Origin of the sequence: Yersinia alsatica, from assembly GCF_902170305.1 — a bacterium.
Lineage (GTDB): Bacteria > Pseudomonadota > Gammaproteobacteria > Enterobacterales > Enterobacteriaceae > Yersinia > Yersinia alsatica.
The window spans coordinates 352200-374115 of sequence record NZ_CABHWW010000007.1 but is presented as its reverse complement, the minus strand read 5'-3'; the positions used below and the strand labels follow the sequence as shown (position 1 = coordinate 374115).

The following is a 21916-nucleotide window of genomic DNA, read 5'->3' as shown; positions in this document are numbered from 1 at the left end:
CTAAAAGCAGCGTTATACGCGGCGCTTTTTCGGCGGACGACAACCGTTATGAGGGATCGGAGTCACATCAGTAATATTAGTGATGCGAAAACCAGCCGCGTTTAACGCACGGATAGTAGACTCACGGCCCGGACCAGGTCCTTTAACCATAACTTCCAGATTCTTGATACCGTATTCTTTCACTGCGTCAGCGCAGCGCTCTGCTGCAACTTGCGCTGCAAACGGAGTAGACTTACGAGATCCACGGAAACCGGAACCACCTGCTGTTGCCCAACCCAATGCGTTACCTTGACGATCTGTAATGGTAACGATGGTGTTGTTGAAAGAAGCATGGATATGAGCCACACCGTCAGAGACTGTCTTTCTTACACGCTTGCGTGCACGAATAGGTGCCTTTGCCATTATTCAATCACCCCGATTATTTCTTGATCGGTTTACGCGGACCCTTACGGGTACGTGCGTTGGTCTTAGTACGCTGACCGCGAACTGGTAGACCACGACGATGACGCAAACCACGATAAGTCCCAAGGTCCATCAGACGCTTGATGCTCAGGGTCACCTCACGACGCAGATCACCTTCTACAACGTACTTGGCAACTTCGTCACGCAGCTTCTCGATTTGCTCTTCAGACAGCTCACTGATCTTAACATTTTCAGCAATACCCGCCGCAACACAGATAGCCTGTGAACGGGTTTTACCGATGCCGTAGATCGCAGTCAAAGCGATAACGGTATGTTTCTGATCAGGAATGTTAATGCCTGCTATACGGGCCACTATGCACTCCTACTATTTTATACAGCAATACCATTCTGAAAAGCCCGTTTTCAGGATACTCAAATAGCATTGCAGTCACATACAAAAGATTGGCTGGCTAATCTAGCCAGCTCAACCCAACTTTGCAAGAAAAATATGCAAGATAATCAGCCTTGACGCTGTTTATGCTTTGGTTCGGCACTGCAGATTACGCGAACGACACCGTTACGCTTAACAATTTTGCAGTTACGACATAATTTCTTGACGGAAGCACGAACTTTCATTTTTACTCTCCGTAACTTCTCAAACATCCCTGAATTAGCGGTTATAGCCTTTCAGGTTTGCTTTCTTCAATGCAGACTCGTACTGACTTGACATCATCAGAGTTTGCACTTGAGCCATAAAGTCCATGATGACCACCACTACGATAAGTAGGGAGGTACCACCAAAGTAAAATGGTACTTTCATCGCGTCACGCATGAACTCCGGGATCAGGCAGATGAAAGTAATATACATCGCACCAATTAAGGTTAGACGCGTCATTACTTTATCGATGTACTTCGCCGTTTGCTCTCCCGGACGAATTCCTGGCACGAATGCACCGGACTTCTTCAGGTTATCTGCTGTTTCACGCGGGTTAAACACCAACGCCGTGTAGAAGAAACAGAAGAAGATGATTGCAGACGCATAGAGTAACACATAAAGCGGCTGTCCCGGCTGCAAATACATCGAAATAGTCGTCAGCCAGTTCCAACCTGTCCCGCCCCCAAACCATGATGCAATCGTGGCAGGGAACAGAATTATGCTGGAAGCGAAGATTGCTGGGATTACCCCGGCCATATTCACTTTCAACGGTAAGTGTGTGCTCTGTGCTGCATAAACACGACGCCCTTGTTGACGTTTAGCATAGTTAACGACGATACGACGCTGACCACGTTCAATGAAAACAACGAAGAAGGTTACTGCAAACACTAATACTGCAACCAACAGCAACAGGAGGAAGTGCAGGTCGCCTTGCCGAGCTTGCTCGATGGTATGGGCTATTGCAGGTGGAAGACCCGCAACAATACCAGCAAAGATTATGATTGAAATACCGTTACCGATACCCCGTTCAGTAATCTGTTCGCCAAGCCACATCAGGAACATTGTCCCGGTGACCAAGCTAACAACAGCGGTAAAATAGAAGGCAAAGCCTGGATTGATTACCAGACCTTGCATCCCAGGCATATTCGGTAGACCGGTAGCAATACCAATCGACTGGAATATCGCCAGTACCAACGTGCCATAGCGGGTATACTGACTAATCTTACGACGGCCAGCCTCCCCCTCTTTCTTTATTTCTGCCAGCGCTGGATGAACCACCGTTAACAGTTGGATAATAATAGATGCCGAAATATACGGCATGATACCCAAGGCAAAGATAGAGGCACGACTGAGAGCACCACCAGAGAACATGTTAAACATTTCAATGATGGTCCCTCTCTGCTGCTCGAGCAATTTAGCAAGCACAGTGGCATCGATACCAGGAATCGGAATAAAAGAGCCGATACGGAAAACAATAAGCGCACCGATAACAAACAAAAGTCTGCGCTTCAGTTCGCCTAATCCGCCTTTAGCACTTTGAAAATCTAATCCTGGTTGCTTAGCCATCTGCTACTTATTCCTCAATTTTACCGCCAGCAGCTTCGATAGCAGCACGAGCGCCTTTGGTGACACGCAGACCACGAAGAGTTACCGCACGAGTGATTTCGCCTGAAAGCATAACTTTCGCGAACTCAATCTGGGTACCAACAACGTTAGCGGCTTTCAGCGTGTTCAGGTCGATTACGTCGCCTTCCACTAAAGCCAGTTCAGACAGACGAACTTCTGCCGTGATCATAGCTTTGCGAGAGGTGAAGCCGAATTTCGGCAAACGACGATATAAAGGCATCTGACCGCCTTCAAAACCACGACGTACGCCACCACCAGAACGTGAGTTCTGACCTTTGTGACCACGACCAGCAGTTTTACCCAGGCCAGAACCGATACCACGACCTACACGCTTCGGCGCATGCTTGGCACCATCAGCCGGAGACAGAGTATTTAAACGCATCTGTTACTCCTCAACTTTAACCATGTAGGAAACCAAGTTGACCATACCACGCACAGCAGGAGTATCCTCACGCTCTACAGTATGACCAATACGACGCAGACCTAAACCGATCAGGGTTGCCTTATGTTTTGGCAAACGACCGATACTGCTTTTTGTTTGAGTTACTTTAATAGTCTTTGCCATGGTTATTTCCCTAGAATTTCTTCGACGGATTTACCACGCTTAGCAGCGACCATTTCTGGGGATTTCATATCTTCTAAAGCAGCGATAGTTGCACGAACCACGTTGATCGGGTTAGTAGAACCATATGCTTTAGCTAATACGTTATGAACCCCTGCAACTTCCAAGACGGCGCGCATTGCACCACCGGCGATGATACCGGTACCTTCAGAAGCTGGTTGCATGAATACACGGGAACCTGTGTGAGCACCTTTTACTGGGTGCTGCAGGGTGCCGTTATCCAAAGCAACATTAATCATAGCGCGACGGGCTTTTTCCATCGCTTTCTGGATCGCTGCCGGAACTTCGCGTGCTTTGCCGTAGCCAAAACCAACGCGACCGTTACCATCACCAACTACTGTCAGTGCGGTAAAGCTGAAAATACGGCCACCTTTTACGGTTTTAGATACGCGGTTTACCGCGATCAGCTTTTCCTGCAGTTCGCCAGCTTGTTTTTCGATGTGAGACATCTTACACCTCTACCTTAGAACTGAAGGCCAGCTTCACGGGCAGCATCTGCCAGTGCCTGGACTCGACCATGATATTGGAAACCGGAACGGTCAAAGGATACTTTCGTGATCCCTTTTTCCAATGCGCGCTCAGCAATAGTTTTGCCTACAGCTGCTGCGGCATCTTTGTTGCCGGCGTACTTCAATTGCTCATTGATAGCTTTTTCTAAAGTAGAAGCTGCTACCAAAATTTCAGAACCGTTTGGTGCGATAACCTGCGCGTAAATATGGCGTGGGGTACGATGTACCACCAGGCGAGTCGCACCCAGTTCTTTGAGCTTGCGGCGTGCGCGGGTCGCACGACGGATACGAGCTGCTTTCTTATCCATAGTGTTACCTTACTTCTTCTTAGCCTCTTTGGTACGCACGACTTCGTCGGCGTAACGGACACCCTTGCCTTTATAAGGCTCAGGACGACGGTAGGCACGCAAATCTGCTGCAACCTGACCAATCACCTGCTTATCAGCGCCTTTCAGCACGATTTCAGTTTGAGTCGGGCATTCGGCAGTGATGCCAGCCGGCAATTCGTGGTCAACGGGGTGAGAGAAGCCTAAAGCTAAATTCACCACGTTGCCTTTAACTGCGGCACGGTAACCTACACCTACCAATTGAAGCTTCTTAGTGAAGCCTTCGGTAACACCAACGACCATTGCATTAAGCAGTGCACGAGTGGTACCCGCTTGGGCCCAACCGTCTACAGCGCCTTCGCGTGGAGCGAAAGTCAGTGTATTTTCTTCTTGCTTAACTTCAACAGCGCTATGGACGGTACGAGTCAGCTCGCCGTTCTTACCCTTTATCGAAATAACCTGACCGTTGAGTTTTACCTCTACGCCGGCAGGAATGACGACGGGTGCTTTTGCAACACGAGACATTCTTTCCTCCCGAATTAAGCTACGTAGCAGATAATCTCGCCACCAAGACCAGCTTGGCGAGCTGCACGATCGGTCATAACACCTTTAGAGGTAGAAATAACAGCGATACCCAAACCGGCCATAACTTTTGGCAGCTCATCTTTTTTCTTATAGATGCGCAGACCTGGACGGCTGATACGTTGAATGCTTTCTACCACTGCCTTGCCCTGGAAATACTTAAGTGCTAATTCCAGTACAGGCTTGGTGTCGCCTTCGACTTTAAAATCTTCAATAAAACCTTCTTCCTTCAGAACGTTGGCAATTGCCACTTTCAGCTTGGAGGAAGGCATGGTGACCGCAACTTTGTTTGCGGCTTGACCGTTACGGATACGGGTCAGCATATCCGCGATCGGATCTTGCATGCTCATCTGTCTTTACTCCCGTGATTCAATTGGTGACAATTACCAGCTAGCCTTTTTAAGGCCCGGGATTTCACCGCGCATTGCGGTTTCACGGACTTTAATACGGCTCAACCCGAACTTCCGCAGGAAACCATGCGGACGACCAGTTTGGTTGCAGCGGTTACGCTGACGGGACGGGCTGGAATCACGCGGCAGAGACTGCAGCTTCAGAACAGCATTCCAACGATCTTCGTCGGATGAGTTCACACCAGAGATAATAGCTTTTAATTCCTCGCGTTGAGCGCGGTATTTGTTAGCTAGTTTCACGCGAACGACTTCGCGTGCTTTCATTGATTGCTTAGCCATCAGTAACCCTACCTTACTTGCGGAATGGGAATTTAAAAGCAGCCAACAATGCACGGCCTTCATCATCGGATTTCGCAGTAGTGGTAATGGTAATATCCAAACCACGTACACGATCGACTTTATCGTAGTCGATTTCCGGGAAGATGATCTGCTCGCGCACACCCATGCTGTAGTTACCACGACCATCGAATGACTTAGCGGACAAGCCACGGAAGTCACGGATACGAGGTACAGCAATGGAAATCAGACGCTCAAAGAATTCCCACATGCGTTCGCCACGCAGGGTTACTTTACAGCCGATCGGATAGCCCTGACGGATTTTGAAGCCTGCAACAGATTTGCGTGCTTTGGTGATAAACGGCTTTTGACCGGAGATTGCTGCCAAGTCAGCTGCTGCATTATCCAGCAGTTTCTTGTCAGCGATCGCTTCACCAACACCCATGTTCAGGGTGATCTTCTCGACCCGAGGGACTTGCATGACAGAGTTGTAGCCAAACTGAGACATCAGTTGTTTGACCACCTCGTCTTTGTAGTAATCATGCAGTTTCGCCATCGTATTACTCCAAATTACTTGATAGTTTCGCTATTAGATTTAAAGAAACGGACTTTTTTGCCGTCTTCGAATCTAAAGCCTACACGGTCAGCCTTACCGGTTGTCGCGTTGAACAGCGCAATGTTGGAAACTTGAATTGCAGCTTCTTTTTCAACAATGCCGCCTGGTTGGTTCAGGGCCGGAACCGGCTTCTGATGTTTTTTAACCAGGTTGATACCTTCAACAATGACCTTACCAGCAGACAGGACATTCTTTACTTTACCGCGCTTACCTTTGTCTTTCCCGGTTAGCACGATAACTTCGTCATCACGACGGATTTTCGCTGCCATGGTTCGCTCCTTAGAGTACTTCTGGTGCCAGAGAGATAATTTTCATGAACTTCTCATTACGCAGTTCACGAGTTACCGGCCCAAAAATACGCGTGCCGATTGGCTGCTCGCTGTTATTATTTAAAATAACACAAGCGTTACCATCGAAGCGAATGACAGAACCGTCCGGGCGACGTACACCCTTCTTGGTGCGCACCACTACCGCCTTCAGAACATCGCCTTTCTTCACCTTGCCACGAGGAATTGCTTCCTTGATGGTGATCTTGATGATGTCGCCGATGCCTGCGTAGCGACGGTGCGAGCCACCTAGAACCTTGATACACATTACGCGACGTGCACCGGAGTTGTCGGCCACGTTCAGCATAGTCTGTTCTTGGATCATGTTAGTGCTCCGCTAATGTCAACTACTACTTTAGGACCCAGAATAGGTCGTTTAAAAGCCCCAAGAATGAGGGCGCAGCATTATAACACCGCTTCCAGATTATGGGTAGAAAAAATAAACGGCTCACTTTCTGAGCCGTTTATTATGTTCGAGTTGGCTACTCTATTACAGAATCGCTTTCTCTACAACGCGAACAAGTGTCCAAGACTTAGTCTTTGACAATGGACGGCATTCGCGGATTTCAACCACGTCACCGATTCCACATTCATTGTTCTCGTCATGTACATGCAATTTCGTCGTACGACGGATGAATTTCCCGTAAATCGGGTGCTTCACCACACGTTCGATAGCAACAACCATGGATTTCTCCATTTTGTCACTAACTACACGACCTTGCAGAGTACGGATTTGGTCAGTCATTACGCACCCGCCTTTTCAGTCAGTAAAGTCTTAACACGTGCGATATTACGACGCACTTGTTTCGACAGGTGAGTTTGTTGCAGCTGGCCACTAGCCGCCTGCATGCGCAAATTAAATTGCTCACGCAGCAGGTTGAGCAGCTCAGTGTTCAGCTCTTCAACGCTTTTTTCACGCAGCTCTTGTGCTTTCATTACATCACCGTCTTAGTTACAAAGGTGGTTCCTACAGGCAGTTTCGCTGCAGCGAGCTTAAATGCTTCGCGAGCAGTTTCTTCCGGCACACCAGCCATTTCAAATAAAACTTTTCCTGGCTGGATCAGGGCAACCCAATACTCTACGTTACCCTTACCTTTACCCATACGTACTTCGAGCGGCTTCTCGGTGATCGGTTTGTCCGGGAATACACGGATCCAGACCTTACCTTGACGCTTAATTGCACGTGTCATCGCACGACGGGCTGCTTCGATTTGACGAGCCGTCAGGCGGCAACGGCCACAAGCTTTCAGGCCGAACTCACCGAAGCTAACATCCGTACCTTGCGCAAGGCCACGGTTACGGCCTTTGTGCATCTTACGGAATTTTGTACGCTTTGGTTGTAACATCAGCGATTCTCCTTACTTGCGGCCTTTACGCTGCTGCTTTTTAGGTTGAGCAGCCGGTTCCGGTTGTTCAACAGCAGCCATACCACCCAAGATCTCACCTTTGAAGATCCATACCTTAACGCCGATTACACCATAAGTGGTGTGCGCTTCAGATGTGTTGTAATCGATATCCGCACGCAGTGTATGCAACGGAACACGACCTTCACGGTACCATTCGGTACGCGCGATTTCAGCACCGCCAAGGCGGCCGCTTACTTCAACTTTGATACCTTTAGCGCCAAGACGCATTGCGTTCTGTACTGCACGCTTCATAGCACGACGGAACATAACGCGACGTTCCAGCTGTGAAGTGATGCTGTCAGCAACCAATTTTGCGTCCAGTTCCGGTTTACGGACTTCGGCGATGTTAATCTGTGCAGGAACGCCAGCGATATCCGCTACGACCTTACGCAGTTTTTCGACATCTTCACCTTTCTTGCCGATAACGATGCCAGGACGAGCGGTGTGAATAGTCACACGGATGCTCTTCGCTGGACGCTCGATAACGATGCGAGAAACGGAAGCTTTCGCTAATTCCTTAGTCAGGAATTGGCGAACTTTAAAGTCGCTGTCCAGGTTGTCAGCGAATTCTTTGGTATTTGCGTACCAGGTAGAGTTCCAAGCTTTGACAATACCTAGTCGAATACCATTAGGATGTACTTTCTGACCCATTGCTAGTCTCCAGAGTCTCAGCGATCGGACACAACCACAGTAATGTGGCTGGTGCGCTTCAGGATGCGATCTGCACGACCTTTTGCACGCGGCATAATGCGCTTCATGCTAGGGCCTTCGTCTACGAAGATCTTCGTGACTTTCAGATCATCGATGTCAGCGCCATCGTTGTGTTCTGCGTTAGCAATGGCAGACTCTAGTACCTTCTTAACCAAACCAGCAGCTTTCTTGTTGGTGTAGGTTAGAGTTTCCAGAGCTTGCGACACTTTCTTACCGCGAATCAGGTCCGCTACCAAGCGAACCTTCTGAGCAGAAGAACGAGCGTGGCGATGTTTAGCGATAGTTTCCATCTCTTCCTCCTACCTTAGCGCTTTTTAGCCTTTTTATCGGCCGCATGGCCGCGATAAGTACGGGTCGGCGCGAATTCACCCAGTTTGTGACCGACCATTTCATCGGAAACGAATACTGGAACGTGCTGACGACCATTATGGACAGCGATGGTCAAACCGATCATATTTGGAAAGACCGTTGAACGACGGGACCAAGTCCGAATTGGCTTCTTGTCTCCGCTTTCCACCGCTTTCTCTACCTTCTTCAGCAAGTGCAGGTCAATGAAGGGACCTTTCTTGAGAGAACGTGGCATGGCTTATCCTCTAATTATTTTTTACTACGGCGACGTACGATGAACTTATCAGTACGCTTGTTGCTACGGGTCTTCTTACCTTTAGTCTGAACGCCCCACGGGGTTACCGGGTGCTTACCAAAGTTACGACCTTCACCACCACCGTGCGGGTGATCTACTGGGTTCATCGCCGTACCGCGAACGGTAGGACGAATACCACGCCAACGACTGGCACCTGCTTTACCCAGGACACGCAGCATGTGTTCAGCGTTACCGACTTCACCTAAGGTGGCGCGGCAATCAGCCAGAACCTTGCGCATTTCGCCGGAGCGCAGACGCAGAGTAACGTAGGAACCGTCACGAGCAACGATCTGAACGTATGCACCAGCAGAACGAGCCAATTGGCCGCCCTTACCTGGTTTCATTTCTACGTTATGAACCGTTGAACCAACTGGGATGTTACGCATAGGCAGGGTGTTACCTGCTTTAATTGCAGCATCAACGCCAGATTGAATCTGGTCACCAGCTTTCAGGCCTTTAGGCGCTAGGATATAACGGCGTTCGCCGTCTTTGTACAGAACCAGCGCGATATTCGCGGAACGGTTCGGATCGTACTCCAGACGCTCTACCACAGCAGGGATACCATCTTTGTTGCGTTTGAAGTCAACCAGACGATAATGTTGCTTGTGGCCACCACCGATATGACGGGTAGTGATACGGCCATTGTTGTTACGGCCACCGCTTTTGCTTAATTTCTCAAGCAACGGGGCATAAGGCTTACCCTTATGCAACTCCTGGTTAACCACTTTAACAACGTGGCGACGACCCGGAGATGTAGGTTTACATTTAACAATTGCCATTGTTTACTCCTCCGACTTACTCTGCGCCGCCGATGAAGTCCAGATTCTGGCCTTCTTTCAGGGTGACGTAAGCTTTTTTCCAGTCGCTACGACGACCAACACGCTGACCGTGACGCTTACTCTTGCCTTTAACCAGCAAGGTGTTAACGTCTTCGACTTCGACTTCAAACAGTTTCTGCACTGCAGCTTTAATTTCTGCTTTGGTCGCGTCTTTGGCAACTTTGAGAACGATGGTGTTATTCTTTTCCATCGCAGCGGACGCTTTTTCAGATACATGCGGCGCGCGCAGTACTTTCAGCAGACGTTCTTCACGAATCATGCCAGCATCTCCTCAACTTGCTTCACAGCATCAGCAGTCATAACCACTTTGTCGAAGGCGATCAGGCTAACTGGGTCGATACCGGCTACATCGCGAACGTCAACCTTGTACAGGTTGCGAGCTGCCAAGAACAAGTTCTCGTCCAGTTCACTCGTTACGATCAGCACATCTTCCAGAGCCATATCTTTCAATTTCTGCGCCAGCAACTTAGTTTTAGGTGCTTCAACAGAGAATTTTTCGACAATGATCAGACGATCTTGACGTACCAATTCGGACAGAATGCTTTTCAGCGCGCCGCGGTACATCTTTTTATTTACTTTCTGACTGTGGTCCTGAGGCTTCGCAGCAAAGGTCACACCACCTGAACGCCAGATCGGGCTCTTTACAGAACCTGCTCGCGCACGGCCAGTACCTTTCTGGCGCCACGGTTTTTTACCGGAACCAGTTACTTCAGCGCGGGTCTTCTGAGCACGAGTACCTTGACGGGCACCTGCTGCATAAGCAACAACAACCTGATGTACCAGCGCTTCGTTGAAATCACGACCGAAGGTAGTTTCGGAAACAGTCAGCGCGCCTTGCGCGTCTTTCAATACTAATTCCATTGCTATCCCCTTACGCCTTCACAGCTGGTTTAACGATCAGGTTGCCACCGGTAGCGCCCGGTACAGCACCCTTAACCAACAGCAGGTTGCGCTCAGCGTCAACACGTACTACGTCCAGGCTTTGAACAGTTACACGTTCGTCACCCAGGTGGCCAGCCATTTTCTTGCCTTTGAACACTTTGCCCGGAGTCTGGTTTTGACCGATAGAACCCGGAACACGGTGAGACAAGGAGTTACCATGGGTAGCATCTTGGGTACGGAAGTTCCAGCGCTTAACAGTACCGGCAAAACCTTTACCTTTAGACGTACCTGTAACGTCGACTTTCTTAACGTCTGCAAAAATTTCGACGCTAATTTCTTGACCAGCAGTAAATTCTTGACCTTCTGGAAGGCGGAATTCCCACAGACCACGGCCAGCTTCTACGCCAGCTTTAGCGAAATGACCCGCTTCTGGTTTGGTAACGCGGTTAGCTTTTTTAGCACCGGTAGTTACTTGTACAGCACGGTATCCGTCGTTCTCCAGGCTTTTGACCTGAGTTACGCGGTTCGCTTCAATTTCGATAACAGTTACTGGGATTGAAACGCCATCTTCAGTGAAGATACGAGTCATGCCCACTTTTTTACCGACTAAACCAATCATTGTTTCAACCTCTCAATCGCTCAATGACCTGATTAACCCAGGCTGATCTGCACGTCTACACCGGCAGCCAGATCCAGACGCATCAGAGCATCAACGGTTTTCTCGGTTGGCTCAACGATGTCAACCAGACGCTTGTGAGTGCGAATCTCGTACTGATCACGCGCATCTTTATTGACGTGCGGAGAGATCAGAACGGTAAAGCGCTCTTTGCGAGTTGGCAGCGGGATCGGACCACGTACCTGCGCACCAGTGCGCTTGGCAGTCTCGACGATTTCCGCAGTTGATTGATCGATCAAACGATGATCAAACGCTTTCAGGCGGATACGGATTCTTTGGTTCTGCATGAGACCAGAGCTCCAATTATTTATAAACGTAAATGATTACTCCTCGCACCCATTTCGATTGATGGGGGAGTGTAATCGTTCAACATATAACCCCCATATCGGGAGTATTGTTCAGTCACAACACTAGGCTGTAACCGACAGATTAGTTTCAATCTGACCTATCAAGATTAGGTAGGCCCGCGCATTATACGTAAATACCAGCAGGAAGCAAGCTGGTGTTGAAAATCTATGCGAAAACTTACCAGATAATTCAATTGGGGGAGAATAAAGCTCATCGTGAGGGTTTTAGTGAGGAACAATGAGAAAGAGTGAGGCCAATATAGCTCTCACTCCTTTGACCAGATACGTTATCGCTGAATAGGCTAATGAGACTTATGGGGTCAATCTTTTGCCAACTGGGCCTGAGAGTAATTCTGTATGCCCAGGCGGGTAATCAGGCTAAGCTCGGTTTCAAGCCAGTCAATGTGCCCTTCTTCTTCAGCCAGAATCTCTTTCAATAAATCACGGCTAACGTAGTCATGGATAGAGTCCGCATAGGCAATACCTTCACGCAGATCCTTCGCGCCAGCAAGTTCAAGAGCTAAATCAGATTTCAGGATTTCCTCAACATCTTCACCAATGTTCAGTTTACCCAGATCTTGCAAGTTAGGGATGCCTTCGAGGAATAAAATACGTTCGATATACTTATCTGCATGCTTCATTTCATCAATGGATTCGTGATACTCCTTATCATTAAGGCGCATCAGTCCCCAGTTTTTAAACATGCGGGCATGGAGAAAATATTGATTGATAGCAACCAGCTCGTTTCCGAGTAGTTTATTGAGATGTGCAATTATCTTTTTATCGCCTTTCATAGAAATACCCTCCGCTTCCAGTACTAAAAGTGTAGTACCAGATGGCAAAGTGTGGGGAAAACTTATCCCTGCTAACTATTAGGCAACATCATTCATTTCTGGGATGTTAGCGCGCTCCTCGATCAAGATCTCTCTAGCCTGTCGAATGCACTTCCCGCAATCTGTACCTATGGGTACAAGTTGACGCAATTGTTGAATGGTATGTGGATGGTGCTGACGTACGACTTTGCGAATAACTTTGTCAGATATCGCATTACACAGGCAAACATACATAGAATGACTCACTTCTTAACCAATATTTCTAGTGTAAATAAGAATGCGAGTTATTTCAATTAAGATTATGTGTTTTAGACAATAAAAAAGGGCGCCGAAGCGCCCTTTCAACTTAATCAATAAAACAATTAAGCGATAACTTTAGCAACAACACCAGCGCCAACAGTACGGCCGCCTTCACGGATTGCGAAACGCAGACCGTCGTCCATTGCGATTGGGTGGATCAGAGTCACAACCATGTTCACGTTGTCACCAGGCATTACCATTTCGATGCCTTCTGGCAGTTCGATGGTACCGGTCACGTCAGTTGTACGGAAGTAGAACTGTGGACGGTAGCCTTTGAAGAACGGAGTATGACGGCCGCCTTCTTCTTTGCTCAGAATATAAACTTCTGAATCAAAGGTAGTGTGTGGTTTGATTGAGCCTGGTTTAGCCAGAACTTGACCACGTTCGATGTCTTCACGTTTGATACCACGCAGCAGAACACCAACGTTCTCGCCTGCACGACCTTCGTCCAACAGTTTGCGGAACATTTCAACGCCAGTACAAGTAGATTTAACAGTATCTTTGATACCAACGATCTCTACTTCTTCACCAACTTTAACGATACCGCGCTCTACACGACCAGTTACAACAGTACCACGGCCTGAGATAGAGAATACGTCTTCGATAGGCAGCAAGAATGGCTTATCGATAGCACGTTCTGGCAGTGGAATGTAGCTATCCAGTGCTTCAGCCAGTTCAATGATTTTAGCTTCCCACTCAGGAACGCCTTCCAGTGCTTTCAGCGCTGAACCTTTGATTACTGGGATGTCGTCGCCTGGGAAATCGTAAGCAGAAAGAAGTTCACGAACTTCCATTTCTACCAATTCCAGCAACTCTTCATCATCAACCATGTCACATTTGTTCATGAATACGATCATGTATGGAACGCCAACCTGACGGCCCAACAGGATGTGCTCACGAGTCTGTGGCATAGGGCCATCAGTTGCAGCAACAACCAGGATCGCGCCGTCCATCTGAGCAGCACCGGTGATCATGTTTTTAACGTAGTCGGCATGCCCTGGGCAGTCAACGTGCGCATAGTGACGAGTCGGGGTGTCATATTCAACGTGAGAAGTGTTGATGGTGATACCACGTGCTTTTTCTTCTGGTGCGTTATCGATCTGATCGAAGGCACGAGCACTACCGCCGTAGGTTTTAGCCAGTACGGTGGTAATTGCAGCTGTCAGGGTAGTTTTACCATGGTCAACGTGGCCGATAGTACCGACGTTTACATGGGGTTTGTTACGTTCAAATTTTTCTTTAGACACGACTATATTCCTTACTCTTGTGCTCTCCCACTGATGAGAGAGCACTGGATCATTGTTTTAAACCCGAAAGCTTATTTGCCACGGGCTTCGATAACGGCTTTAGCGACGTTACTAGGTGCTTCTGCATACTCCAGGAATTCCATAGAGTAAGAAGCACGGCCCTGAGTCTGAGAACGCAGGTCAGTAGCATAACCGAACATTTCAGACAACGGAACCTTGACGCGAACGGTTTTACCGGTAGCAGTATCTTCCATACCTTCGATGATACCGCGACGACGGTTAAGGTCGCCCATTACGTCACCCATGTAATCTTCAGGGGTTTCGACTTCGACCTTCATGATTGGCTCAAGCAGAACTGGTTTAGCTCGTTTGAAACCTTCTTTAAAGGCGATAGAACCGGCTAATTTAAACGCCAATTCTGAGGAGTCAACGTCATGGTAAGAACCGTAATGCAGACGAATTTTAACGTCAACAACCGGATAACCAGCCAGAGGACCGGCTTTCAGTTGTTCCTGGATGCCTTTATCAACAGCAGGGATGAACTCTTTAGGAATAGAACCACCAACGATTTCGTTGACGAATTCATACCCAACGCCACCCGGTGGCAACGGAGACATGTCGATAACAACATGACCGTACTGACCACGACCGCCTGATTGCTTAGCGTGCTTACCTTCCACGTCCTTAACGGTATCGCGGATAGTTTCACGGTATGCAACCTGAGGTTTACCGACGTTTGCTTCCACGTTAAATTCGCGGCGCATACGGTCAACCAGGATATCCAAGTGCAACTCACCCATACCAGCGATGATAGTCTGACCAGATTCTTCGTCAGTCCAAACGCGGAATGATGGATCTTCTTTTGCCAGACGACCCAGAGCCATACCCATTTTTTCTTGGTCGGCTTTGGTTTTTGGTTCAACGGCAACAGAGATTACTGGCTCTGGGAACTCCATACGTTCCAAGATGATCGGATTAGCTGGGTCACACAGAGTGTCACCAGTCGTCACGTCTTTCAGACCAATCGCTGCTGCGATGTCGCCGGCACGAACTTCTTTGATCTCTTCACGTTTGTTAGCGTGCATCTGTACGATACGGCCCAGACGCTCACGCTGTGAACGCACTGAGTTCAGCACGGTGTCACCGGAGTTTACAACACCAGAGTACACGCGGAAGAACGTCAAGTTACCTACAAACGGGTCGGTAGCAATTTTGAATGCCAGTGCAGAGAACGGCTCGTTGTCGTCAGAGTGACGAACTGCCGGAGTATCTTTACCGTCATCCAGAATACCGTTGATAGCTTCAACATCAGTTGGTGCTGGCAGGTATTCGATAACCGCATCCAGCATTGCCTGTACGCCTTTGTTTTTAAACGCAGAACCACAGGTAACCAGGATGATTTCGTTGCGCAGAACGCGTTGACGCAGAGCTTTCTTGATTTCTTCTTCGGTCAGCTCTTCGCCGCCCAAATATTTGTCCATCAGCTCATCTGACGCTTCAGCAGCAGATTCAACCAGATTCTGGTGCCATTCAGCAGCCAGCTCAACCATATCAGCCGGGATCTCTTCGTATTCGAAGGTCACGCCCTGATCAGCTTCGTTCCAGTTGATCGCTTTCATTTTTACCAGGTCGATAATACCGGTAAATTTCTCTTCCGCGCCGATAGCCAGTTGCAATGGAACTGGATTCGCGCCCAGACGAGATTTAATCTGACCAACAACTTTCAGGAAATTCGCACCCATACGGTCCATTTTGTTAACGAACGCGATACGTGGAACTTTATACTTGTTAGCCTGACGCCATACGGTCTCAGACTGTGGCTGAACACCACCAACTGCACAGTAAACCATTACCGCGCCGTCAAGAACACGCATGGAACGTTCTACTTCGATGGTGAAGTCAACGTGCCCAGGGGTGTCAATGATATTGACGTGATGTGGTTCGAACTGTTTAGCCATACCAGACCAGAAGCAGGTAGTAGCTGCAGAAGTAATGGTAATACCACGCTCCTGCTCCTGTTCCATCCAGTCCATGGTGGCTGCGCCGTCATGAACTTCACCGATTTTATGGTTTACACCGGTGTAAAACAGGATACGTTCGGTAGTGGTTGTCTTACCGGCGTCGATGTGAGCGCTGATACCGATATTACGATAGCGCTCAATGGGTGTTTTACGAGCCATTTGATTCCTCTATTCCTAGGGCGTTCATTCGGTTAACCCATGCGGGTTGGCTGTTGAGCGCCCGCATGGTTATTCCCGTTTTTTCGTTTAGCCAAGATTGGCGTCTGCGCTGTGCGGCTACTCGCCGTACTGATGTACCGTCTCGTAGCTGCTCGTTGGCATTCGCCTGGTCCTGTCGAAAAAACAGGAATACACAAACTACTACGTGGTAATTACCAGCGGTAGTGGGCGAACGCCTTGTTAGCTTCGGCCATACGGTGAACGTCTTCACGTTTCTTAACAGCAGAACCTTTGTTCTCTGCTGCGTCAGACAGTTCATTCGCCAAGCGCAAAGCCATGGATTTATCACCGCGTTTACGAGCAGCATCAACGATCCAACGCATTGCCAAGGCATTACGACGAACCGGACGAACTTCAACTGGCACCTGATAAGTAGAACCACCAACGCGGCGAGACTTAACTTCGACAGTCGGGCGCACGTTATCCAGAGCTACTTCGAAAGCTTCCAGAAAATCTTTACCAGAACGCTGAGCCAGGGTCTCCAGCGCGGTATAGACGATTGCTTCTGCAGTAGATTTCTTACCATCTACCATCAGGATATTTACAAATTTAGCCAACAGTTCAGATCCGAACTTAGGATCTGGTAAAATTTTACGTTGGCCAATTACACGACGACGTGGCATGGAAATACTCCGTTGTTAATTCAGGGTTGTCCAAAACTCTAAGAGTTTATTTTGACATTAATGTGAAAATGTTTGGCCTTACTTAACGGAGAACCATTAAGCCTTTGGCTTCTTCACGCCGTACTTAGAACGTGATTGCTTACGGTCTTTAACACCTGAGCAGTCAAGCGCGCCGCGAACGGTGTGGTAACGCACACCTGGCAAGTCTTTAACACGACCGCCACGGATCAGGATCACGGAGTGTTCCTGTAGGTTATGACCTTCACCGCCGATGTAGGAGGTGACTTCAAAACCGTTAGTTAAACGCACACGACAAACTTTACGCAGTGCGGAGTTAGGTTTTTTCGGGGTGGTTGTATATACGCGGGTACATACACCACGTTTCTGCGGGCATGCTTCCAGCGCAGGAACGTTGCTTTTAGCAACCTTCATGCTGCGTGGCTTGCGAACCAGCTGGTTAATCGTTGCCATTATTAAAAAAGCTCCTGGTTTTTTGCTTCGTAAACACGTGATAAATCCCCCTCGTTTGCACTACTGGCAGAGAACGAGGACGCAGAATTTTATGGCTGACTATCTAAGGTGTCAAGAAATATACAGCATTGACTGCATTACCATGCCAGTTGTTGCTGATGTTTTAGGGTCAAATCCACGAAGTGAGTATAGCCGATTAGCGAGATTTTGTCTGAAATTTGACCAGACAAGCCGCGCGCAATAACGTCATCTTCCAATACAAATAGCGAAGCTGGGTTATTTAACAATAGCTTAAGACTTTCACTGTTTTTTAAAACCGCCATGACGCCATCTTGCAGAAATAGAATCTCATCTTCGGATGTGACCAATCTCAGCAATGCAGATAAATCGCAGTGATAAGGAGAATGACTGACGGTATACAGCATTATGGCTACCCAAATCCCATTAAAAAGTCAGCACAACATCATAAGTTGCCAATTGGTTGCGCAAATTTACCGGAGATAATACCTCAACATCAAGTACCCAATCCGTCATTTTGCTCAATCCGCGTTGCTGCAATGAGGCTTCGCAGATATAACAATTCTCGACATCGTACAGGGGTAGGACACCGAAAGTGGCAATATAGTTTCTGGCGAGAATTTTTTCTGGTTGCTGCTGGGGTAGCAGTTGTAAAACACCATCGGAAATGAAGAATACACCTAAATCTTCACTCAGAGCCGACGTCGCCAGTAAGGCATCTAGCCCTTCTCGGCCTGCAGAGTTGCCGTGAGGGCCTTGGGTGAAAACAAAAGCAATCCGTTTTTTCTTTTCCATTAACTTGGCCATTAGAATTGCACCATGCGGTCGCAGGTCAATGCAGCTTCAGCCAATGATCCCAAGCCACTCAGAGTAAACCCCGGCTGCAGATTAGCGGCTGCCAGATTGAGTTGTTCTGCTTCATGCTGGTCTGTCACACCTCGGCGCAATGCTGCCGCCACACAAACATTCAGTGTAACTGCATGTTCAGCGGCCAGTTTTTGCCATGCACGCACCAAATCAAACTCATCATTCGCCGGCGCGGTCAGCTGGTTGGCATTCAGCACACCTTCACGGTAGAAGAACACGCTGGTTAAAGTATGGCCAGCCTGGATAAGGGCTTGCGCAAACTGATAGGCACTGCTTGATTGCTGGGTGCCATAAGCAGGCCCGGTAACCATCAGGCAATATTTCGCGACATTTACCTCGGACATTAACGGTCGTGCCCGACGAGATCACCGCTTTTAAACTGGCGAATGTAGAGATAAACCGTGTGCTTAGAGATATTGAGCCGCTCTGCCACCTGATTAATGGCATCTTTGATATCAAAAATCCCTTTTTCGTAAAGATTGAGTACCACCTGACGGTTCTTCGCATTATTGGAAACATTGCGGTCGGCATTCACTTCCTCGATGGTGAACTCCAGTGTCTGAGCCACCAGGTCATCAACCGATGAAGCAAAGTTTACTGAGGAAGGGACTTCTTGTGTTTCTGGCGGCATGAAAGTCTGAATGATTTGCGAGAAAGGCACATCCAGATTCATGTTAATACATAGCAAACCAATCACCCGCTGATCACGATTACGGATAGCAATAGTGACCGACTTCATCAGCACCCCGCTTTTGGCGCGCGTGAAATAAGCTCTTGAAACACTGCTGTCGGCACCAGCCATATCGTGCAGCATCCGCAGAGCTAAGTCGGTTATAGGTGAACCAATCTGCCTTCCTGTATGTTCGCCATTAGCAATTCTTACCGCAGAGCTTTTCAGGTCTTCCAGTGAATGCAGGACAATTTCACAGTGGCTGCCAATAAGCATAGCCAAGCCATCAACGATAGCTTCGTATGATTTTAGTATTTCATGGTCCGTCTGACTGAACGGACGTTCATCCAGTAAATCCAGTTCACTGGTTTCGCTACTGAGAAGCGAATTAGACATCGAAGACACCATCCTCTACGTAAAGCCTGTCTCAATATCGTTGGCAGACTAATAACTCAATATCTTAGATTTTAAGTCTAGCAAATATGCCGAGATAAAATCCTTGCGTTTGCGCGTGATATTGACGTTAAGCCCACAAGCTATAAATCGTCAAGTTATCAACGAACAGATGTGCAAATTGATAGATATACCGCGAAAAAAAACCGCCACGACAAATATCGCGGCGGTTATCAGTATAACCGGGTAACTAAGCTAAATTATTTCTTAGCTTTTGCGTCCGCAGCGGCAGCAGGTTGTTCTTCAGAAGCATCGGCTTTAGGCGCAGCTTTTACATCCAGCAGTTCTACATCGAATACTAAAGTAGAGTTAGCTGGGATGCCAGGGACGCCAGTTTTGCCGTAAGCCAGTTCTGGTGGGATAACCAGAGTGATCTTGCCGCCTTTCTTGATTTGCTTCAGGCCTTCGGTCCAGCCTGGGATAACACCGTCCAGGCGGAAGGACAGTGGCTCACCACGTTTGTAGGAGTTATCGAACTCAGTACCATCGGTCAGAGTCCCTTTGTAGTTAACTACAACGGTATCGCTGTCTTTTGGTGCATCACCAGTACCGGCTTTCTCTACTTTGTACAGCAGGCCAGATGCGGTTTTCTTCACATCTTTATCTTTAGCAAAGGTTTCGCGATATTTGGCGCCTTTATCAGCGTTTTCTTTCGCATCTTGCTCCATTTTTGCTTGAGCAGAAGCTTTTACACGCGCTTCAAAACCTTGCAGGGTTTTTTCAATTTCTTCGTCGGTCAGTTTACTTTTGCTAGCAAAAGCATCTTGTACACCGGCGATCAACTGGTCTTTATCCAGTTTAATACCCAGCTTTTCTTGCTCTTTCAGGGAGTTATCCATGTAACGCCCTAATGAAGCACCTAATGCATACGCAGCTTGCTGGTCATCATTCTTAAATGCGCTATTGGTCGTTGCTGCTGCATCAGCGGCTTTAGCTGTTTCTGCAGCAAAGGTCGCAGAGGTATTAAGGGTCAGCGCCATGGTGGTAGCCAGTAGCGTTACTTTAAACAGTGATTTCATCCATTTCTCCATTGGCTTAAGGACACTTACCCCAAGCAACGATTATAAGTGTAACTTGTACTATAACTGTCTGTGCGAACACAAAACAATCTCTATGCTCATGCTATTAAGTGATATTGAGACTTTTTTTACTACAAGAAGTTTCGTTTTATCGATATCTTGACCCTCGCAGAGCAATCATGGGGTTTTACAGGTAGAATCTGCCCTCCCTTACCAATTTCCCGATGACCATCGGGCGGAAAGCGGCCGAAGGGTCTGATTTGCAGTCATGAGAGGTAATTAAGATGGAACAATCCCTGTTTGAACAACGGCTGGAAATGCTGGAAAGCCGTCTGGCATTTCAGGAAGTGACGATTGATGAACTCAATTTGATCGTGACGGAGCATCAGATGGAAATGAGTAAACTGCGGGAGCATTTGCGTCTATTGACCGATAAACTGCGGGCATCCCAGCCTTCAATGCTGGTAGCAGAATCGGATGAAACACCGCCTCCGCACTATTAGCATCATATTGGTAGCATCATATTGGCAGTAAGTGGCGCTGGCAGAAAAATCCCGTCGCGCTGATAGCAAAAAGCCAGCCGCAAGGCTGGCTTTTGACTGAGTCCGGTTAACTAACCCGGTCAGATTTTAGTGGCAGCCGCAGCCGCCGCCTTTACCACAACCGCCTTTGCCGTGCTCATGACCGTGCTCACCTTCATCATGGCCATGGCCGCCGCAGCAACCGTCACCATGTTCGTGGTGATGATCATGCTCACCATGTACGTGACCATGTTGCAGCTCTTCTTCTGTTGCTTCGCGGATAGCAACCACTTCAACGTGGAAGTTCAAATCCTGACCCGCCAGCATGTGGTTACCATCAACCACTACGTGCTCGTCTTCAACAGCAGTGATTTCTACTGGTACTGGACCTTGATCGGTATCAGCCAGGAAACGCATGCCAACTTCCAACTCGTCAACACCCATGAAGACGTCTTTCGGTACACGCTGCACCAGATTTTCATCATAGCTGCCGTAACCTTCGTCTGCGTTAACACGCACATCAAAGCTGTCACCAGCTTCGTGGCCTTCGAGCGCTTTTTCCAAACCAGCGATCAGGGAACCGTGTCCGTGCAGGTAGTCCAACGGCGCGCTCACCGGAGACTCATCAACTAAAACACCGTCTTCTGTACGTACCTGGTAAGCCAGGCTGACCACCAAGTCTTTTGCTACTTTCATGATATCTCCTACCCTTGGAACAAAAATTGGCACAGATTGTAGCGGAAATATGCACCGCTGTACCCTCCAGCATAAAAAATCGCGCAGGATAACGCTACTCCGGATGGAAAATACCGATCACTTGTTCATTGGCGCGAACATGTTGACTGACTTGTTCATCCGTCTGACGCTGATGGTGACCGCACTTCACACACTCCACCACTTCAACCTGATCTTCACGCCATAAAGCCAGGGTATCCAATGCCTTACATTGAGGACAAACCGCTCCGGCAATAAATCTTTTGCGTGTCTTCGTCTGGCTATTTGAGGTCATTTTATCGTTT

The 21916-nt window shown here is 48.2% G+C and carries 39 protein-coding genes; 1 reads left to right on the top strand and 38 read right to left on the bottom strand.

Going from position 1 to position 21916, the window contains the following annotated elements:
* Positions 1-12 precede the first annotated feature (12 nt).
* The 36 genes from rpsK to fkpA all read right to left on the bottom strand — a co-directional run bounded on the left by rpsK (position 13) and on the right by fkpA (position 20376).
* A complete protein-coding gene (gene rpsK / locus FTA96_RS03595; protein ID WP_004709234.1) occupies positions 13-402 on the bottom strand; it encodes a 30S ribosomal protein S11 in 390 nt (129 codons plus the stop codon).
* Between the two features lie 16 nt (positions 403-418).
* A complete protein-coding gene (gene rpsM, locus FTA96_RS03590; RefSeq protein ID WP_004702348.1) occupies positions 419-775 on the bottom strand; it encodes a 30S ribosomal protein S13 in 357 nt (118 codons plus the stop codon).
* A gap of 146 nt (positions 776-921) precedes the next feature.
* On the bottom strand, positions 922-1038 hold the full coding sequence (rpmJ, locus tag FTA96_RS03585) for a 50S ribosomal protein L36 (protein ID WP_002227352.1): 117 nt from the start codon (positions 1036-1038) through the stop codon (positions 922-924).
* Between the two features lie 34 nt (positions 1039-1072).
* On the bottom strand, positions 1073-2404 hold the full coding sequence (gene secY / locus FTA96_RS03580) for a preprotein translocase subunit SecY (protein ID WP_002213344.1): 1332 nt from the start codon (positions 2402-2404) through the stop codon (positions 1073-1075).
* A 7-nt stretch (positions 2405-2411) separates the two neighbouring features.
* The gene (rplO, locus tag FTA96_RS03575; RefSeq protein ID WP_004709236.1) at positions 2412-2846 is read right to left on the bottom strand and encodes a 50S ribosomal protein L15; all 435 of its coding nucleotides are present in this window, start codon (positions 2844-2846) and stop codon (positions 2412-2414) included.
* Positions 2847-2849: 3 nt separating this feature from the next.
* Positions 2850-3029 (bottom strand): 50S ribosomal protein L30, encoded by a 180-nt coding sequence (gene rpmD / locus FTA96_RS03570; protein WP_002213339.1) that lies wholly within the window; start codon positions 3027-3029, stop codon positions 2850-2852.
* A 2-nt stretch (positions 3030-3031) separates the two neighbouring features.
* Positions 3032-3535, bottom strand: coding sequence for a 30S ribosomal protein S5 (gene rpsE, locus FTA96_RS03565; protein WP_004391412.1), 504 nt, complete (start codon positions 3533-3535; stop codon positions 3032-3034).
* 14 nt (positions 3536-3549) lie between these two features.
* Positions 3550-3903, bottom strand: coding sequence for a 50S ribosomal protein L18 (gene rplR, locus FTA96_RS03560; RefSeq protein WP_050110017.1), 354 nt, complete (start codon positions 3901-3903; stop codon positions 3550-3552).
* A gap of 9 nt (positions 3904-3912) precedes the next feature.
* Positions 3913-4446: a 50S ribosomal protein L6 gene (gene rplF, locus FTA96_RS03555; protein WP_004391415.1), complete on the bottom strand. Its 534-nt coding sequence runs from the start codon at positions 4444-4446 to the stop codon at positions 3913-3915.
* Positions 4447-4460: 14 nt separating this feature from the next.
* Complete coding sequence (gene rpsH, locus FTA96_RS03550) at positions 4461-4853, bottom strand: 30S ribosomal protein S8 (protein WP_004709239.1); 393 nt, start codon at positions 4851-4853, stop codon at positions 4461-4463.
* Between the two features lie 33 nt (positions 4854-4886).
* A complete protein-coding gene (gene rpsN / locus FTA96_RS03545) occupies positions 4887-5192 on the bottom strand; it encodes a 30S ribosomal protein S14 (RefSeq protein WP_004391418.1) in 306 nt (101 codons plus the stop codon).
* Positions 5193-5205: 13 nt separating this feature from the next.
* Positions 5206-5745: a 50S ribosomal protein L5 gene (rplE, locus tag FTA96_RS03540; protein ID WP_050110016.1), complete on the bottom strand. Its 540-nt coding sequence runs from the start codon at positions 5743-5745 to the stop codon at positions 5206-5208.
* 14 nt (positions 5746-5759) lie between these two features.
* Positions 5760-6074 (bottom strand): 50S ribosomal protein L24, encoded by a 315-nt coding sequence (gene rplX / locus FTA96_RS03535; protein ID WP_004709242.1) that lies wholly within the window; start codon positions 6072-6074, stop codon positions 5760-5762.
* A 10-nt stretch (positions 6075-6084) separates the two neighbouring features.
* Positions 6085-6456 (bottom strand): 50S ribosomal protein L14, encoded by a 372-nt coding sequence (gene rplN, locus FTA96_RS03530; protein ID WP_002213325.1) that lies wholly within the window; start codon positions 6454-6456, stop codon positions 6085-6087.
* A 165-nt stretch (positions 6457-6621) separates the two neighbouring features.
* Entirely contained in the window at positions 6622-6876 is a 255-nt protein-coding gene (gene rpsQ / locus FTA96_RS03525) for a 30S ribosomal protein S17 (RefSeq protein WP_002228135.1), read from the bottom strand.
* A complete protein-coding gene (gene rpmC / locus FTA96_RS03520; protein WP_005159843.1) occupies positions 6876-7067 on the bottom strand; it encodes a 50S ribosomal protein L29 in 192 nt (63 codons plus the stop codon). The genes rpsQ and rpmC overlap by 1 nt, the downstream gene beginning before the upstream one ends.
* A complete protein-coding gene (gene rplP / locus FTA96_RS03515; RefSeq protein ID WP_002218940.1) occupies positions 7067-7477 on the bottom strand; it encodes a 50S ribosomal protein L16 in 411 nt (136 codons plus the stop codon). Before rplP ends, rpmC begins: the two co-directional genes overlap by 1 nt.
* Before the next feature lie 12 nt (positions 7478-7489).
* The gene (gene rpsC, locus FTA96_RS03510) at positions 7490-8188 is read right to left on the bottom strand and encodes a 30S ribosomal protein S3 (protein ID WP_002221644.1); all 699 of its coding nucleotides are present in this window, start codon (positions 8186-8188) and stop codon (positions 7490-7492) included.
* A 17-nt stretch (positions 8189-8205) separates the two neighbouring features.
* Positions 8206-8538, bottom strand: coding sequence for a 50S ribosomal protein L22 (gene rplV, locus FTA96_RS03505; RefSeq protein WP_002223844.1), 333 nt, complete (start codon positions 8536-8538; stop codon positions 8206-8208).
* Positions 8539-8552: 14 nt separating this feature from the next.
* The gene (gene rpsS / locus FTA96_RS03500; RefSeq protein ID WP_002213430.1) at positions 8553-8831 is read right to left on the bottom strand and encodes a 30S ribosomal protein S19; all 279 of its coding nucleotides are present in this window, start codon (positions 8829-8831) and stop codon (positions 8553-8555) included.
* A gap of 14 nt (positions 8832-8845) precedes the next feature.
* Positions 8846-9670, bottom strand: coding sequence for a 50S ribosomal protein L2 (gene rplB / locus FTA96_RS03495; RefSeq protein WP_004391424.1), 825 nt, complete (start codon positions 9668-9670; stop codon positions 8846-8848).
* Positions 9671-9686: 16 nt separating this feature from the next.
* Complete coding sequence (gene rplW / locus FTA96_RS03490) at positions 9687-9989, bottom strand: 50S ribosomal protein L23 (protein WP_005159841.1); 303 nt, start codon at positions 9987-9989, stop codon at positions 9687-9689.
* The gene (gene rplD / locus FTA96_RS03485; RefSeq protein WP_004709248.1) at positions 9986-10591 is read right to left on the bottom strand and encodes a 50S ribosomal protein L4; all 606 of its coding nucleotides are present in this window, start codon (positions 10589-10591) and stop codon (positions 9986-9988) included. Before rplD ends, rplW begins: the two co-directional genes overlap by 4 nt.
* A 10-nt stretch (positions 10592-10601) precedes the next feature.
* The gene (rplC, locus tag FTA96_RS03480) at positions 10602-11231 is read right to left on the bottom strand and encodes a 50S ribosomal protein L3 (protein WP_004709250.1); all 630 of its coding nucleotides are present in this window, start codon (positions 11229-11231) and stop codon (positions 10602-10604) included.
* 32 nt (positions 11232-11263) lie between these two features.
* Positions 11264-11575, bottom strand: coding sequence for a 30S ribosomal protein S10 (rpsJ, locus tag FTA96_RS03475; RefSeq protein ID WP_001181005.1), 312 nt, complete (start codon positions 11573-11575; stop codon positions 11264-11266).
* Positions 11576-11955: 380 nt separating this feature from the next.
* Complete coding sequence (gene bfr, locus FTA96_RS03470; RefSeq protein WP_050110015.1) at positions 11956-12429, bottom strand: bacterioferritin; 474 nt, start codon at positions 12427-12429, stop codon at positions 11956-11958.
* Between the two features lie 78 nt (positions 12430-12507).
* Complete coding sequence (gene bfd, locus FTA96_RS03465; protein WP_032911071.1) at positions 12508-12702, bottom strand: bacterioferritin-associated ferredoxin; 195 nt, start codon at positions 12700-12702, stop codon at positions 12508-12510.
* 128 nt (positions 12703-12830) lie between these two features.
* Positions 12831-14015 (bottom strand): elongation factor Tu, encoded by a 1185-nt coding sequence (tuf, locus tag FTA96_RS03460; RefSeq protein WP_050110014.1) that lies wholly within the window; start codon positions 14013-14015, stop codon positions 12831-12833.
* A gap of 71 nt (positions 14016-14086) precedes the next feature.
* Complete coding sequence (fusA, locus tag FTA96_RS03455; RefSeq protein WP_050110013.1) at positions 14087-16195, bottom strand: elongation factor G; 2109 nt, start codon at positions 16193-16195, stop codon at positions 14087-14089.
* Positions 16196-16407: 212 nt separating this feature from the next.
* Positions 16408-16878 (bottom strand): 30S ribosomal protein S7, encoded by a 471-nt coding sequence (gene rpsG, locus FTA96_RS03450; protein WP_002212324.1) that lies wholly within the window; start codon positions 16876-16878, stop codon positions 16408-16410.
* 96 nt (positions 16879-16974) lie between these two features.
* Positions 16975-17349, bottom strand: a complete 375-nt coding sequence (gene rpsL, locus FTA96_RS03445; RefSeq protein WP_002212323.1) for a 30S ribosomal protein S12 — start codon at positions 17347-17349, stop codon at positions 16975-16977.
* Positions 17350-17486: 137 nt separating this feature from the next.
* A complete protein-coding gene (tusB, locus tag FTA96_RS03440; protein ID WP_050110012.1) occupies positions 17487-17774 on the bottom strand; it encodes a sulfurtransferase complex subunit TusB in 288 nt (95 codons plus the stop codon).
* A gap of 19 nt (positions 17775-17793) precedes the next feature.
* On the bottom strand, positions 17794-18162 hold the full coding sequence (gene tusC / locus FTA96_RS03435) for a sulfurtransferase complex subunit TusC (protein WP_134957302.1): 369 nt from the start codon (positions 18160-18162) through the stop codon (positions 17794-17796).
* A gap of 11 nt (positions 18163-18173) precedes the next feature.
* On the bottom strand, positions 18174-18578 hold the full coding sequence (gene tusD, locus FTA96_RS03430) for a sulfurtransferase complex subunit TusD (RefSeq protein ID WP_050110011.1): 405 nt from the start codon (positions 18576-18578) through the stop codon (positions 18174-18176).
* Positions 18578-19300 (bottom strand): helix-turn-helix transcriptional regulator, encoded by a 723-nt coding sequence (locus FTA96_RS03425; protein WP_005174644.1) that lies wholly within the window; start codon positions 19298-19300, stop codon positions 18578-18580. Before FTA96_RS03425 ends, tusD begins: the two co-directional genes overlap by 1 nt.
* Positions 19301-19557: 257 nt before the next feature.
* Positions 19558-20376, bottom strand: coding sequence for an FKBP-type peptidyl-prolyl cis-trans isomerase (gene fkpA / locus FTA96_RS03420; protein WP_050110010.1), 819 nt, complete (start codon positions 20374-20376; stop codon positions 19558-19560).
* Positions 20377-20660: 284 nt separating this feature from the next.
* Here fkpA and FTA96_RS03415 point away from each other — a divergent pair, with 284 nt between their 5' ends.
* Positions 20661-20879, top strand: a complete 219-nt coding sequence (locus tag FTA96_RS03415) for a protein SlyX (protein ID WP_004709265.1) — start codon at positions 20661-20663, stop codon at positions 20877-20879.
* Between the two features lie 126 nt (positions 20880-21005).
* Here FTA96_RS03415 and slyD read toward each other — a convergent pair whose 3' ends face one another.
* Positions 21006-21593, bottom strand: coding sequence for a peptidylprolyl isomerase (slyD, locus tag FTA96_RS03410; protein ID WP_004709267.1), 588 nt, complete (start codon positions 21591-21593; stop codon positions 21006-21008).
* A gap of 94 nt (positions 21594-21687) precedes the next feature.
* On the bottom strand, positions 21688-21906 hold the full coding sequence (locus tag FTA96_RS03405) for a YheV family putative zinc ribbon protein (protein ID WP_050110033.1): 219 nt from the start codon (positions 21904-21906) through the stop codon (positions 21688-21690).
* Positions 21907-21916 lie beyond the last annotated feature (10 nt).